This is a genomic window from Pseudomonas sp. LBUM1652 (assembly GCF_059716105.1).
Window position 1 is genome coordinate 3,210,357 of the sequence record NZ_CP166804.1, and the last position, 13,770, is coordinate 3,224,126.

11 protein-coding genes are annotated in these 13,770 nt (G+C 58.7%); 7 read left to right on the top strand and 4 right to left on the bottom strand.

Going from position 1 to position 13,770, the window contains the following annotated elements; translation table 11 throughout:
• Positions 1-104: 104 nt before the first annotated feature.
• Complete coding sequence (locus ACA069_RS14550; RefSeq protein ID WP_187679875.1) at positions 105-1,202, top strand: carboxynorspermidine decarboxylase; 1,098 nt, start codon at positions 105-107, stop codon at positions 1,200-1,202.
• Between the two features lie 28 nt (positions 1,203-1,230).
• Positions 1,231-2,475, top strand: coding sequence for a saccharopine dehydrogenase family protein (locus ACA069_RS14555; protein WP_187679874.1), 1,245 nt, complete (start codon positions 1,231-1,233; stop codon positions 2,473-2,475).
• Positions 2,476-2,621: 146 nt separating this feature from the next.
• On the opposite strand, the gene ACA069_RS14560 is transcribed toward ACA069_RS14555, so the two are convergent.
• Positions 2,622-3,020 carry a nuclear transport factor 2 family protein gene (locus ACA069_RS14560; RefSeq protein ID WP_497613933.1) on the bottom strand — a complete coding sequence of 133 codons (399 nt, stop codon included), beginning with the start codon at positions 3,018-3,020 and terminating at the stop codon, positions 2,622-2,624.
• A 187-nt stretch (positions 3,021-3,207) separates the two neighbouring features.
• Here ACA069_RS14560 and ACA069_RS14565 point away from each other — a divergent pair, with 187 nt between their 5' ends.
• Genes ACA069_RS14565 through ACA069_RS14580 form a run of 4 tightly spaced genes read left to right on the top strand, consistent with a single transcriptional unit; the run spans position 3,208 to position 8,987 of the window.
• On the top strand, positions 3,208-4,395 hold the full coding sequence (locus ACA069_RS14565) for an ABC transporter substrate-binding protein (protein WP_497613935.1): 1,188 nt from the start codon (positions 3,208-3,210) through the stop codon (positions 4,393-4,395).
• Positions 4,396-4,405: 10 nt separating this feature from the next.
• A complete protein-coding gene (locus ACA069_RS14570; RefSeq protein WP_187679871.1) occupies positions 4,406-5,275 on the top strand; it encodes a branched-chain amino acid ABC transporter permease in 870 nt (289 codons plus the stop codon).
• Entirely contained in the window at positions 5,272-7,764 is a 2,493-nt protein-coding gene (locus ACA069_RS14575) for a branched-chain amino acid ABC transporter ATP-binding protein/permease (RefSeq protein ID WP_497613937.1), read from the top strand. Before ACA069_RS14570 ends, ACA069_RS14575 begins: the two co-directional genes overlap by 4 nt.
• Entirely contained in the window at positions 7,761-8,987 is a 1,227-nt protein-coding gene (locus tag ACA069_RS14580; protein ID WP_401264125.1) for an amidohydrolase family protein, read from the top strand. The genes ACA069_RS14575 and ACA069_RS14580 overlap by 4 nt, the downstream gene beginning before the upstream one ends.
• A 19-nt stretch (positions 8,988-9,006) precedes the next feature.
• On the opposite strand, the gene ACA069_RS14585 is transcribed toward ACA069_RS14580, so the two are convergent.
• The 3 genes from ACA069_RS14585 to ACA069_RS14595 all read right to left on the bottom strand — a co-directional run bounded on the left by ACA069_RS14585 (position 9,007) and on the right by ACA069_RS14595 (position 12,506).
• Positions 9,007-9,699, bottom strand: coding sequence for a GntR family transcriptional regulator (locus tag ACA069_RS14585; protein ID WP_497613940.1), 693 nt, complete (start codon positions 9,697-9,699; stop codon positions 9,007-9,009).
• Positions 9,700-9,814: 115 nt separating this feature from the next.
• The gene (locus tag ACA069_RS14590) at positions 9,815-11,386 is read right to left on the bottom strand and encodes a gamma-glutamyltransferase family protein (protein WP_497613942.1); all 1,572 of its coding nucleotides are present in this window, start codon (positions 11,384-11,386) and stop codon (positions 9,815-9,817) included.
• Between the two features lie 208 nt (positions 11,387-11,594).
• Positions 11,595-12,506, bottom strand: coding sequence for an SDR family NAD(P)-dependent oxidoreductase (locus ACA069_RS14595; protein WP_497613944.1), 912 nt, complete (start codon positions 12,504-12,506; stop codon positions 11,595-11,597).
• A gap of 160 nt (positions 12,507-12,666) precedes the next feature.
• Between ACA069_RS14595 and ACA069_RS14600 the strand changes: the two genes are divergently transcribed.
• A complete protein-coding gene (locus tag ACA069_RS14600) occupies positions 12,667-13,587 on the top strand; it encodes a LysR family transcriptional regulator (RefSeq protein WP_489880485.1) in 921 nt (306 codons plus the stop codon).
• The last annotated feature ends 183 nt before the right edge of the window (positions 13,588-13,770 follow it).

The window sequence follows — 13,770 nt, forward strand, 5'->3', positions numbered from 1 at the left end:
CGTGTTGATTAGCTCAATGAGTCGTACGCTCAGCTCTTTCGATATGGAGTCAGTCCGGGCACAATGCGCATCCTTTTTTGGCTGGCCTTGCCGGAGGCCTCGAAATGATCAAAACACCGTACTACCTCATCGACAAACAGAAACTGCTGACCAACATGCAGAAGATTGCCTATGTGCGCGAACAGTCCGGGGCAAAGGCCCTGCTGGCGCTCAAGTGCTTCGCGACCTGGTCGGTGTTTGATTTGATGCAGCAATACATGGACGGCACCACCTCGTCGTCGCTGTACGAGCTCAAGCTCGGCCGGCAGAAGTTCGAAGGCGAAACCCACGCCTACAGCGTGGCCTGGGCCGACGATGAGATCGAGGAGATGCTCGACAATTGCGACAAGATCATCTTCAACTCCATCAGCCAGCTGCAACGCTTTGCCAAGCGCGCTGAAGGCAAAGTCCGCGGCCTGCGAGTCAACCCGCAAGTCAGCAGTTCCGATTATCTGCTTGCCGACCCGGCGCGTCCGTTCAGCCGTCTTGGCGAATGGGACCCGGTGAAGATCGAAGGCGTTATCGATCAGATATCCGGCTTCATGTTCCACAATAACTGTGAGAACGGTGACTTCGGTCTGTTCGACCAAATGCTCTGCACCATCGAAGAACGCTTCGGTGAGCTGCTGCACAAGGTCAGCTGGGTCAGCCTGGGCGGCGGTATTCACTTCACCGGTGAAGGCTATGCGCTGGATGCTTTCTGTGCGCGGTTGAAGGCGTTTTCGCAAAAGTACGGCGTGCAGGTCTACCTGGAGCCCGGCGAAGCGGCGATCACCAACAGTGCCTCGCTGGAAGTGACGGTGCTCGACACCCTCTACAACGGCAAGCACCTGGCAGTGGTGGACAGCTCCATTGAAGCCCATTTGCTTGACCTGCTGATTTATCGCCTCAACGCCAAACTGGCACCGAGCGACGGTGAACACACCTACATGGTGTGCGGCAAGTCGTGCCTGGCCGGGGACATCTTCGGCGAGTACCAATTTGAACGTCCGCTGGCCATCGGCGATCGACTGTCATTCATCGATACCGCGGGTTACACCATGGTCAAGAAAAACTGGTTCAACGGCCTGAAAATGCCATCCATCGTGGTAAAGCAACTCGACGGAACGGTCGAAGTGGTGCGCCAATTTGGTTATGAAGACTACCTGTCCAGCCTTTCGTAAACGGACAGATAAAGGAGAGTAAAAGCAATTGAAAAAGAACGTTCTTATCATTGGTGCAGGAGGTGTCGCTAAGGTGGTGGCCCACAAGTGCGCACAGCATAACGATGAACTCGGTCGTATCGCTATCGCGTCGCGCAACATCTCCAAATGCCAGGCCATCATCGATAGCGTCAAGGCCAAGGGTAGCCTCAAACAACCCGCCGACATCAAAGCCTTCTCGCTGAATGCGCTGGATGTCGAGGCGACCAAGTCGCTGATCCGCGAAACCGGATCACAGATCGTCATCAACGTCGGTTCCGCGTTCCTCAACATGTCGGTACTGCGTGCCTGTATCGATACCGGCGTAGCCTATCTGGACACTGCCATTCACGAGGAGCCGGGCAAAATCTGCGAGACGCCGCCCTGGTACGGCAACTACGAGTGGAATCATCTCGAAGAGTGTAAAGAGAAGAACATCACTGCCATTCTCGGTGTGGGTTTCGACCCAGGCGTGGTCAACGCCTATGCTGCACTTGCGCAGCAACAGTATTTCGACCGAATTGAATCGATCGATATTCTCGACGTCAATGCCGGTTCCCATGGCAAGTATTTCGCCACCAATTTCGATCCGGAAATCAATTTCCGTGAGTTCACCGGACAGGTGTGGAGCTGGCAGAACAGCCAGTGGACCAGTAACACCATGTTCGAAGTCAAGCGCACCGACGACCTGCCAGTCGTAGGGTCGCAGAATCTGTACCTGACCGGTCACGATGAAGTGCACTCGCTGTCGAAGAATCTGGACGTGCCCAACGTGCGCTTCTGGATGAGCTTCGGCGAGCACTACATCAACGTGTTCACCGTACTCAAGAACCTCGGCCTGCTGTCCGAGCAACCGGTCAAGACCGCCGAAGGCCTGGAGGTTGTGCCGCTGAAAGTGGTCAAGGCCGTGCTGCCTGATCCGAGTTCGCTGGCGCCCGGCTACACCGGCAAGACCTGCATCGGTGATCTGGTCAAGGGCACCAAGGATGGCCAGCCGCGCGAAGTGTTCATCTACAACGTGGCCGACCACGAGGAAGCCTTTGCCGAAACCGACAGCCAGGGCATTTCCTATACCGCTGGCGTACCACCAGTCGCTGCTGCCCTGCTGGTCGCCCGCGGCGAGTGGGATGTCCAGCGTATGGCCAACGTCGAGGAGCTGCCGGCTGAGCCGTTCCTCAAGGCACTGGATGTAATGGGTCTGCCGACCCGCATCAAGGACGAGAATGGAGACCGCCCCTGGAACGGCGACGCCTAAGGCTCGCAACATTCAGGGGTGCTTCACTGCCTGCTCCGAAAACGCCGCTCATTGAGCGGCGTTTTTGTATGTATTTCTGAACATTGTTGCGCTGGCTTCTTGTTCCTGACCGGTGACCCGACCTGTCGCCTCAACACTGCGTGAACTCAAGCCTTGGCGATTTCCGGCGTCAAAAGCCATTCGGCGCTGTCGTTCCAGACATCCATGTGGGTGATCTTGCCGTTGCGCACTTCGAAGCGATCCAGATAGCGATTACCGGAAAAACTGCGGCCATCGGACCACTCGCCATACAAGGTACCGTTGGAATACACCACGGTGTGATCACCGCGTTCCATCCAGTCGAAGTTGCCCAAGGCTTTTTTTACCCAGGCATAACGGGAACCGTTGAACGCCGTGATGGCCTGTGGGTCGGGCATGACCCGGCCGCCGGTGAAAGTGATCTTCACATCGGCACTCATGAAGGTTGCGGCCCTGACGGGATCGGGCGTCATGGAGGCCTCGAGAAAGCTGCTAACAATCTGCACGTCTGTATTTGCCTGCGACATCGTCGAATCTCCTGACTGACTATTGATAAGCACTGGATCGACGCCTCTGCTTAGTGCAGGGCGCGTTAATTTGGCGCGTTTAGTTCAAGTTGTTTGTGCCCCATCACCCGGTTTTACTGGGGCGGCTGACTGGCATCCTACTTGCTAGCAATAATTATGCAAATGCTAGCAATCAGGAGAACGATCAATGGCCTTCCCGCTTTTAAACCTGCAGCGTCTTGTGTTTCCCGTGGCTGCGGCAGTCACGCTCAATGTGGCTTTGTTTGGTGGTGCCCAGGCGGCCGAGCCTCCGATCAAGGTTGGTCTGGTCGCAGCCCTTTCGGGTCAGTCGGCGAAATCCGGCGAAGCGCTGACTCGCGGCCTGACCATCGCCATCGATGAGGTCAATGCCAAGGGTGGCGTGCTCGGCCGACCACTCGAGCTGGTGCGTCGCGACGACGAAAGCAATCCGTCCAAAGGCATGCTGGCGGCGCGCGAGTTGGTTCAGCGCGAGAAAGTCACCGTGCTTTTCGGTGGGCTGGACACCCCGGTTTCCCTGGCCATCGTGCCTCTGGCCAACCAGCTGAAAGTGCCCTTCATGGGCATCTGGGCCGCCGGCACGAAAATCACCGAAAACGGTGCTGCGGATAACTATGTGTTCCGCGTCTCTGCCGTCGACGAACTGGTGGACGAAGCGCTGGTGGAATACGGCGTCGAGAAAGGGATGAAGAAGCCGGGGATGATCCTCATCAATAACCCGTGGGGCGAATCCAATGAAGCGGGCTTCAAGCGCGCCCTGGAGAAACGCGGCTTGGCCAATGCCGGCGTCGAGCGTATCCAGGACAGCGATCTCGATGTGGTGCCTCAGCTCACTCGCCTTAAAAACGCAGGCGCCGACACCCTGCTGATGGTCGGCAACGTCGGCCCATCGGCGCAAGTGGTCAAGTCTCTGGATCGCATGGGGTGGGACGTGCCGGTGGTTTCACACTGGGGCCCGGCCGGTGGCCGCTTCGGTGAATTAGCTGGCCCGAACGCTTCGCGGGTCCACTTCGTCCAGACCTACGTGTTCACAGAACACAACAGCGCCAAGGGCGATGCAGTGCTTGCCGCACTGAAAAAAACTTATCCGCAGATCAAAGGTCTGGCCGACGTCACGCCCGCCGTGGGCATTGCCAATGCTTACGACGCTCTGCACTTGAGTGCTCTGGCCATTGAAAAGGCAGGCAATACCGATGGCCCTGCCGTGCGCAACGGCTTCTATGCGATCGAGGGCTATGACGGCCTGATCAAACAGTACCAGCAGCCGTTTACGGCACAAAAACATGACGCATTGGGGCCGGACGACTATCTGTTCACTCATTTCGTCGACGGCCAGATCGTTCCACTCAAGCCCTGAGGAGTTCGCCATGTTCACCGCCGCCATCGTCACCGGCCTTGGGCTAGGTAGTATGTACGCCCTGCTGGCGCTGGGTTTTCACCTGACCTACGTGGTTTCACGCACCGTCAACTTCGCTCAAGGCAGCGCCATGATGGTCGGCGCTGTGCTGGGTTACACCTTTTGCATCACCTGGGGATGGTCGATGTGGCTGGCACTGCCGGCAACGCTGATCCTCAGTGCGCTGTATGGCCTGGTGATCGAGCGCTGGCTGGTGCGGCCGTTTCACAGCCGTGGTTCTCAGGCTTGGCTGATGGCAACGGTGGCCGGCGGCATTCTGGTCGATAACCTGGCGTTGTTCACCTTCGGCAAGGAGCCTCGGCAATTCACCAGCAGTCTGCTCAACGTCAATGTCGAGCTGGCAGGCGCCAGTGTTGGCGCGCTGCAACTGCTGATCCCCTTGGCCGGCGCAACCATCGCGCTCGCGCTATTTCTGGTGCGGCGCTATACCCGGTTGGGCAAGGTGCTGGAGGCCTGCGTGCAAAATCCACGTGCGGCCATGCTGATGGGCATCAACGTCAATCGGGTGGTTGCCATCGCTTTCGCCATCTCAACCGTGTTCGCGGCCCTGGCGGGTCTGCTGATTGCGCCCCTGTTCAGCGTCAATGCCGAGATGGGTTTGCTGTTCGGCCTCAAGGCTTTCGCCGTGGCGATCCTTGGCGGGATTACCAGCGCCGGAGGGGTCTTTGCCGCCGGCTTGATATTCGGTCTCTCGGAAGCGCTGATCACCCTGTATTTCGGCTCGGCCTTCACGCAGATATTGACCTTCGCCCTAGTGATTCTGGCGTTGGCGATCCGTCCAAACGGCCTGTTCGGCAGTCAGGCACTGGTGAAAGTATGAATGACTTCAAAACTCTGCTCGGCCCGGTGTTCATCGCGTTGCTGGCGCTGCTCTGCGTTGTCATGGCGTTCACGCTAGACAGCTATTCCCTGTTGGTCTTCACCCTCTGCGCGCTGGCGGCAGTGGTCGGTGTAGGGCTGAATATATTGATTGGCCTGAGTGGCCAGATCTCCTTCGGCCATATCGCGTTTTATGCCATTGGCGCCTATGTTTCGGCACTACTGACCATCGCGGGCTGGCCGTTGTGGCTGGCGATGCCGGTGACGGCTGTCGTCACCGGGCTGATCGGCGCCTTGCTGGCGATTCCTGCGTTGCGTGTCAGCGGTCCTTATCTGGCGATGATCACCATCGCTTTTGCCTTCATCGTCCATCACAGCCTGATCGAATGGCGTGACGTTACCGGCGGTTCCAACGGTTTGATGGGCATTCCGTTACCGCAGTTCGCCGGTCTCGACCCGGCCATCCTCTTGGCATTGCTGGCCACAGCCTTGATGATCGGCGCCCTTGCGTTTTATCAGCGTCTGCGCCACAGCGGTTGTGGCAAAGCCATGCTCGCCGTCAAGGCATCGGAGATTGCCGCCCGCTCGCTTGGGTTCAATCCTGTTCTGAGCAAGACCCTGGCCTTCGCCCTGTCGGCCGCGCTGACCGGTCTGGCGGGTGCTGTGCTGGCGCCACTGTTGATGTTTATCAACCCCGAATCCTTTCCGTTCTCGCAATCGATCCTGTTCGTGCTGGCCGTCATTGTCGGTGGCAGCGGGACATTGTTCGGCCCTTTACTGGGGGCGTTGCTGATTGTGCTGGTGCCGGAATTACTTTCGGATTTCGCCGAATACCGCCTGTTGATTTTCTCGACCTTGCTCCTGGTGGTGTTGTGGATCGCCCCCAACGGCTTATTGGGTGCGCTCGCTCGTCGCTGGATCAAACCCACGCACTTGGTGCCACCAAACACGATCAATCAAGCGAGGCTGGCCGCGCATCTGCAAAGTCGAGGGGCTTCGAGCGGTTTACGCGTCACCGACATCGGCATTCGCTTCGGCGGGGTCCAGGCCGCGCAGCACGTCAATTTGCATGCCCCCGCCGCCAGCATCACCAGCATTATCGGGCCCAACGGTGCAGGCAAAACCACGGTGCTGAACATGATCAGTGGCTTCTACGCGCCTGACAGTGGTCAGATCGAACTGCAAACCGCCCTCGCTGGTTTACCTGCCTGGAAAACAGCTCGCGCCGGGATTGCGCGCACTTACCAAACCACTCAGTTATTCGGCGATATGTCGGTGCTCGACAATCTGCTGGTGGCCATGCAGAAAGGCCGCCTCGGATCACCGTTCAGGCTGTGCAGTGCCGAGCAGCGCGACCTTGCGCTGGATCTGCTGGCATTGGTCGGCTATCGCGGCGCGGTCAACATCGCCGCCGAGGACTTGCCCCACGTGGATCGTCGTCTGGTGGAAATTGCCCGGGCATTGGCGACCGCGCCGGCGGTGCTGCTCCTCGACGAACCCGCCGCTGGCCTGAGCCGACGTGACACCGATGACCTGGCGCTGCTGCTGCGCAAACTGGCGGATTTCGGCTTGACGGTCATTCTGGTCGAGCACGACATGGCGCTGGTCATGTCGGTGTCGGAACGCCTGCTGGTGCTGGACGCAGGCAAGCCCATCGCCTTCGGTACACCGGCCGAAATCCGCCAGAACAAACAGGTCATCGCTGCTTATCTGGGCGGGACCGACTATCAGGCGACGCCTCGTGAACAGACTTGGGATGGCAGTCGCGACGCACGCTTGTACGTCAAAGATCTGGTGATCGATTACGGCGCAGCGCCGGTGGTCAACAAGGTCAACCTCGTGGTCAATCCCGGTGAGATGGTGGCGATCCTTGGCGCCAACGGCGCGGGTAAATCGAGTATCTTGCAGTGCCTGGCCGGGCTGCATCGGGCCACCAGCGGCAGCATCCTGCTGGACAACGAAAACATTGAGATGGCCAGCGCCAGTGGCATCGCCGGTAAAGGTCTGGCACTGGTTCCGGAAGGTCGCCAGGTATTCCCGTACCTGACAGTGCGCGACAACCTGTTGCTGGGTGGTTATTCGCGGCGCGAAGCGTTCGACGCCGATGCCGAAATCGAGGCGATCCTGCGGCGCTTTCCGCGTTTGCGCGACCGCATCGACAGCCCGGCGGGCCTGTTGTCCGGTGGCGAACAACAGATGGTTGCCGTGGGACGCGGCTTGATGGCCAAACCCAAAATACTGCTGCTCGACGAACCGTCGCTGGGCCTCTCCCCTGCCATGATCGGCGAGCTATACGACGCCTTGGCAGCCCTGCGCGACGATGGTGTGACCTTGTTGCTGGTGGACCAAATGGCCAACCTTGCTTTGCAAGTCGCCGATCGGGCGTACGTGCTGGAAACCGGCTGCATCGTCAAATCCGGGAGCGCCGCACAGTTGCGCGGCGACGACGAACTGGCCGCCGCGTATCTGGGCGAAGGCGTCAGCGCATGAGTGCCCTGAAAATCATCAATGCACGCGTCGGCGAAAAGACCTCTGCGGACGCGGTGTTGTACATCGAGAATGGCTGTTTCGTCCCGGCCTTTCACCCGGCCACTACCGCATGGGAAACCCTCGACCTGCAGGGCCGCCTGTTGCTACCGGGGCTGGTCGAAACCCATATCCATCTGGACAAGGCGTGCATCATGCAGCGCTGCCATTTGCAGCAAGGCACGCTGGCCGAAGCAATTGCCCAGACTCGGGCGGCGAAAGCCGAATTCACCGAGCAAGACATCTATCTGCGCGGTGCACAGGTGCTGGACAAGGCGATTCTGCAGGGCACCACCTTCATGCGCACCCACGTCGAACTTGACCCGCAAATAGGGCTGATCGGCTTCAATGCGATTCGACGCCTGCAGACCGATTACGCCTGGGCGATCACGCTCCAGATCTGCGTATTTCCTCAAGAGGGACTGCTCAACAACCCGGGCACCGAAGCCCTGCTCTGCCAGGCGCTGGAGTGTGGCGCCACGGTGCTTGGTGGCTGCCCCTACATGGACAGTGATCCTCTCGGGCAGATTCAGCGCCTGTTCGAACTGGCTGTAACTTACGATTGCGATCTGGATTTGCACCTGGATTTCGATCTGAATCCTGAAGGCATGACCGTCATGGAAGTTGCCCGCTGTACGCAACTGCATGGCTGGGGCGGTCGAGTGACCATCGGCCATGTCACCAAACTGTCGACGTTGCCTCGTGAACAGTTGATGGAGTTGGGCCGGCAGTTGGCGGACGTTGGCGTGCAGGTCACTTGCCTGCCCAGCACCGATCTGTTCCTGATGGGGCGCGATGCCTTTCATAACAAACCACGCGGTCTTGCACCCTTGGCTCAACTGCATGCCTGCGGGGTGACCTGCTCGGTCTCGACCAACAACATCGGCAACCCGTTCACGCCCTATGGTGACGCTTCGCTGATTCGCCAGGCCAATCTGTTCGCCAACGTCAGTCAGATGGGCACTGTGCCGGAGTTGCTGCAATGCCTGTCATGGGTGTCCAGTGAATCGGCGCGCCTGCTCCGCCTGACGGATTACGGCCTTCTACCTGGTTGCCGTGCAGATTTCATCGTCTTCGACGCGCCTTCACCGGCAGCGGTGATTGCCGAGATCAGCGCGCCGCTAATGGGCTACAAGGCTGGGCGCCAAACGTTCAGCAGGCCAGCAGGGGTATTACTCAAGCCATAGCGTGGCTTGCGGCAATATTTCAGTCGCTCAACGCCTGCTTGAGGTTGAACTCTTCAGGCGCTGATTCTTCCAGAGCCAGTTGCCCTTCCAGCTCGTCCAGGTGTTCGATCATGACCTTGACTGCCTTGGCGTTATCGCCCGCTTCCAGCGCCGTGATGATTTCCTGGTGCTCATCGGACGCGCAGGACGGTACGTCGTTACGCTGATACAGCGCGACGATCAACGAACTGCGCACCATCAGGTTGGCGAGGATATCGCTGAGCACGGTATTGCCGCTGAGCTCGCCCAGCATCAAGTGAAACTCACTCAGTTCCCTGACAATGGCGCGGCGGTCGGTGTCGTTGGTGGCTTTGCGTTCGTTGTTCATGTGACTGGCCACGCGCTGGCGCTGTTTGCGCATGACCGCCGGAGTGATCGCTTCGACAATGGCCCGCTCGATGGCCCGCCGAGCGCTGAATATATCCTTCGCCTCGCGCGCGGTTGGCTGTGCAACCATGGCGCCTCGGTTGGCTTCGATGGTCACGACTTTTTGCATGGCCAGACGCTGCAATGCGACCTGCACATGATTGCGGTTGGCTTGCAGCGTTTCGACGATCTGCGCTTCGATCAATCGCGTGCCAGGCGGCAGACGATGCTGTGCGATGGCCTTATACAGCGCATCGACGATGCGCTGGACCTCAAGCTGTTTGGCGGTGACTGTGGTCAAGCCCATCCTTTCCTCTTTTTCAAAAAAGGCCTCATGCCGTCGCGCAAAACTGCTGACGGTAAGCAATGGGCGGCATTATCCGCCAGCCGCCCGGGCGGCGGCAAACCTTGTGACCGGCAGCTCAGCTCGATTGACCGAGGCTGACGCCCTCCCCTCGGGGATCGTGCATTGCACTGCGGTGATCATCGGCGCCAATCGCGATGATCCCGGCGTGGCCGGTCATGGCGCTAAGTGCCGGAATCACTTCCACCTCGTGGCCCAGTGCGGCGAGTCCTGTGATCGTCGACTCGTGGATATCGCCTTCCAGCTTGAGGTTGTCGGTGCTGTCGAAAAAGCTGCGGCCGAGCAGAAAGCGTGGGGTCTGCAGGGCAAGGTCAATGGGTTGCTGATAGTCGATCAACTGCGTCGCCAGGACCATTTGCGTCTGTGGCTGGCCATCGCCTCCTTGCGTCCCGAAAAACCAGCGACGCCCGTCGTCGGCCAGGTAGCAGGAAGGGTTCAGGGTATGCGCCGGCCGCTTGCCCGGCGCCCAGCCGTTGACATGACTGGCGTCGGCATTGAACCCGGCGGCACGGTTCTGCCACAACACGCCGGTATCGCCCAGGACGCAGCCGGAGCCGAAATCATGAAACAGGCTCTGGATCAGGCATGCAGTACGCCCTTGCTCATCGGTTGCGGCCATCCAGACGGTGTCGGCGGGACGACCGGGTTCGTTCCAGGGCGCCGCACGCTGATCATCAATGGCATCCGCATAGGCTTGAATCTGCGCCGCGTGCAGGCTTGAGGTGAAATCCCGCTCAGACGTCAGCGGATCGCACAATTGCGCATTGCGGCGCAGCAGACTTTGTTTGATCGCTTCAACCAGGTAGTGATAGTAGAGCGCGCTGCCATTGCCGACGTCGGCCAGTGGCTTGTGTTGCAGCGCGGCCATGGCTTGCAAGGTATAGAGCCCCTGACAGGGCGGCGCGACGTTGTACAGCGTGCCCTGACGATAACGCACGGAAATCGGTGCGGCTTCAAGGGCTCGGGTCTGAGCCAGGTCGGCGGCCGTCAAGCCGCAACCCAAGCGGTCAAATGCAGCGCCGAAGGCTTGCGCGAGTTCGCCGTGATAAAAGTCTTCAACACCGTGTCGCCCGAGATGGCGAAGGGTATTGGCCAGTTCTGGCTGGCGCAGAATGTCGCCCTCGCGCAACCAGCGACCTTCGGTCTTGCACAGGTGATGGAGACCCGGTAGTTGCTCGATCAGCGGCTGGCGCAGGGTCTGCCAGAACAATTGCGATTGTGAGACGGGCGTGCCCTGCCCGGCCATGAATGCCGCGTCCTCCAGCAAATCGGCCCAGCCCAGTTTCGAGCCCCACTCATGCCGACTGATAGTCGCCGCCGTCTGCCAACTGGCCAGGGCACCCGCCGTCGTGGCGACCGAAGCCGGTCCACGCAGGCTGATCTTGCCGGCCTCTGGCAAGCGCTGCCCGGCCTGCCCGATCCCTACAATGGTGCGTACCTGACGATCATGGATCATCCACAGCGCATCGCCGCCCAGCCCGGTCATGTGCGGAAAAACCGCTGCAAGCATGGCGCTGGCCGACAACATCGCGTCGATCGCGGTGCCTCCCGCGTCGAGAACGCGCATGCCGGCAGCACTCGCTTCAGCATGAGGTGTACAGACAACCGCGCGGCGCGACGTGGCAATCATAATCAAAGGCCTCTCATATTTTGCTAGCTATAAGTCAATTTATTGCTAGAAAAGCAATAAATGTGCCGGCTCTTGAGAGGCAGACAACATCGAATTTTGCGGTAAGCGTCCGAAGCACCTTTCGACGATTTCAAGCGCCCAAGCGATGACGTCGAATGATTGGAGGCGTGGAGCACAAATGTTTTAAGGTTCTTTCCTGGAGATGACTTCACCCAATCATTCGAGTGGCGATCTCCCACAAGCGCTGCGCGTTATCAGGGTCAACAGCGTAAGGTGCAACGCCCGTGTAATCGGCGGGCCGTTTGGTGACTACCAGCGCCTCGTTACAGTCCTCGAAATAACGACCACCAATGCCTTCCAACAGCGCAGACGCCGCCAGTAATACAGATGTCGCTGCCCCCTGTTGCACGTTCTTCTGACGTTCAATTGGCGTCTTAAGCCCACCGGTGTGCTTCTGAAGTTTGGTTGCGATTGCCCCAGGGTTCAAAGCGTTAGCGAAAATGCCTCGCTCTGCCCAGCGGCGCGTTATCTCTACTGCGATGAGCGCGCATGCCGACTTGGCCTGGGCATATGACGCGAAAGCATCGTATGGGCGGAAGTCGAAATTGAGGTCATCGAAAACCACTGCCCCCAAAAGATTAGCGTTTGAACTCAGCGAAACAATTCGGGCTCCCTCGGCTTTGGTCAAGGCGTCCTGCAACCCAAGCACGAGCGCAAAATGGCCGAGAAAGTTGGTTGCAAACTGCATTTCCCAACCCTGCGCTGTCAACTCGCGCTCAGGAACTGCCATGATCCCTGCGTTATTGACCAGGATATCAAGTGGCTCGGACCAAGCCTCAGCAAACGATTTCACAGAGGACAGATCCGCCAGATCGATTGAACGGATATCAACATTACCCCTGCCCTCCGAGCGCAGTTCGGCGGCTACCGATTCCGCCGCCTCCGAACGCCGCACTGCAAGCGTCACGTTTGCGCCGGCGTTGACCAATGCGCGCGCTGTCTCAATGCCGATACCGGAGGCCCCTCCCGTTATGATCGCCCGTTTACCAGTGAGGTCGACCCCTTCAATGACCTCTTGTGCGGTTGAGTGAAACCCGAACGGTGTAGTGATACGCGTCATGAATTATTCCTCGCATGTGTAATGGCTGCTGGGCGCCTGGGATGTCACCATTCCCGCTATAGGGGCCCGATCCAGTTAAGTTGCTGCGATCAAGATAGGCCTCAGCACTGTCGCAAACAATCAGGCTAATATCGTATGAACTGATGCAGGAATTAGCACAATGCAGAAATCCGGGCTCCTCGAACTTAACGCTGTGGTCGCCGTTTCCACTCATCGCAGCTTTCGTCGTGCGGCAGTGGAATTGGGAATGTCGCCATCCGCACTCAGTCATGCGATCGCTGCCCTGGAGAAACGCCTCGGCGTGAGGTTGTTCCACAGGACCACACGCAGTGTTTCGCTGTCTGAAGCAGGCGAGCAATTTCTGGTTCGAGTGCAGCCCGCTCTGCGTGATATATCCGCGGCCATGGAGGCGGTTAGCGAGTTCCGCGATACACCGGCGGGAACCCTGCGGCTGAACACCTCCGAAGGTGCCGCGCAAATGGTGCTAACCCCGGTGGTACTGGAGTATTTGAGGCGTTATCCAGACATGCGGGTGGACATCGTCACCGATAGAAGCCTGGTAGACATCGTCGCTGGTGGATTCGACGCCGGCATACGGTTGGCGGAAAGCGTTCCGCAGGACATGATCGCCATTGCGATCACTCCACCGCTCCGTTTTGCGGTGGTTGCTTCTCCTCAGTACTTCGCGAAATGCAAAAAACCAAAAGTTCCGGCAGACCTGCTCGCACACAACTGCATACGCGTGCGCTTCCCCAGCGGCACGATCTACAAATGGGAATTCGAGAAGCGCGGTGAAGAGCAATCAGTCGATGTCAGAGGATCGCTGACCCTCGATAGCCACCACTTGATGTTAGAGGCTGCTTTGCAAGGTGCCGGCATAGCCTGGACCAATGATTTCGCCGCTTCAGCCCATATTGCGTCCGGAAGACTCATCCGCGTACTGGAGGACTGGACACCTCCGTATCCGGGACTGCGCCTCTACTATCCCGCGAATCGTCATATGCCTGCGGGGCTTCGGGCTTTCGTCAACGTTGTCCGTGAAATTGTGTCGGAGAATCTGATCAGTAAAAAGAAAGGCTGAGCTTCTGTGCCTGGTTCAGCCAACACTGCGATTTCTCGGGAACCGCGTTCAACTGCACCAAACCAAACCAAACCAAGTAACCGCCAGTAATCAGCAATATCGCTTCCGAGTTTTAAACGTTCATGAACTCTCCCGACTCGAATCTATAGGTTGAGCTTATGCGAAGCATTGTCTATCGGTCTT

Bases quoted from the DNA above. Each gene is read 5' to 3' on its own strand.
- ACA069_RS14590 (WP_497613942.1), bottom strand. From the start codon at position 11,386: ATGATTGCCACGTCGCGCCGCGCGGTTGTCTGTACACCTCATGCTGAA.
- ACA069_RS14585 (WP_497613940.1), bottom strand. From the start codon at position 9,699: ATGGGCTTGACCACAGTCACCGCCAAACAGCTTGAGGTCCAGCGCATC.
- ACA069_RS14580 (WP_401264125.1), top strand. From the start codon at position 7,761: ATGAGTGCCCTGAAAATCATCAATGCACGCGTCGGCGAAAAGACCTCT.
- ACA069_RS14570 (WP_187679871.1), top strand. From the start codon at position 4,406: ATGTTCACCGCCGCCATCGTCACCGGCCTTGGGCTAGGTAGTATGTAC.
- ACA069_RS14550 (WP_187679875.1), top strand. From the start codon at position 105: ATGATCAAAACACCGTACTACCTCATCGACAAACAGAAACTGCTGACC.
- ACA069_RS14560 (WP_497613933.1), bottom strand. From the start codon at position 3,020: ATGTCGCAGGCAAATACAGACGTGCAGATTGTTAGCAGCTTTCTCGAG.
- ACA069_RS14575 (WP_497613937.1), top strand. From the start codon at position 5,272: ATGAATGACTTCAAAACTCTGCTCGGCCCGGTGTTCATCGCGTTGCTG.
- ACA069_RS14565 (WP_497613935.1), top strand. From the start codon at position 3,208: ATGGCCTTCCCGCTTTTAAACCTGCAGCGTCTTGTGTTTCCCGTGGCT.
- ACA069_RS14595 (WP_497613944.1), bottom strand. From the start codon at position 12,506: ATGACGCGTATCACTACACCGTTCGGGTTTCACTCAACCGCACAAGAG.
- ACA069_RS14600 (WP_489880485.1), top strand. From the start codon at position 12,667: ATGCAGAAATCCGGGCTCCTCGAACTTAACGCTGTGGTCGCCGTTTCC.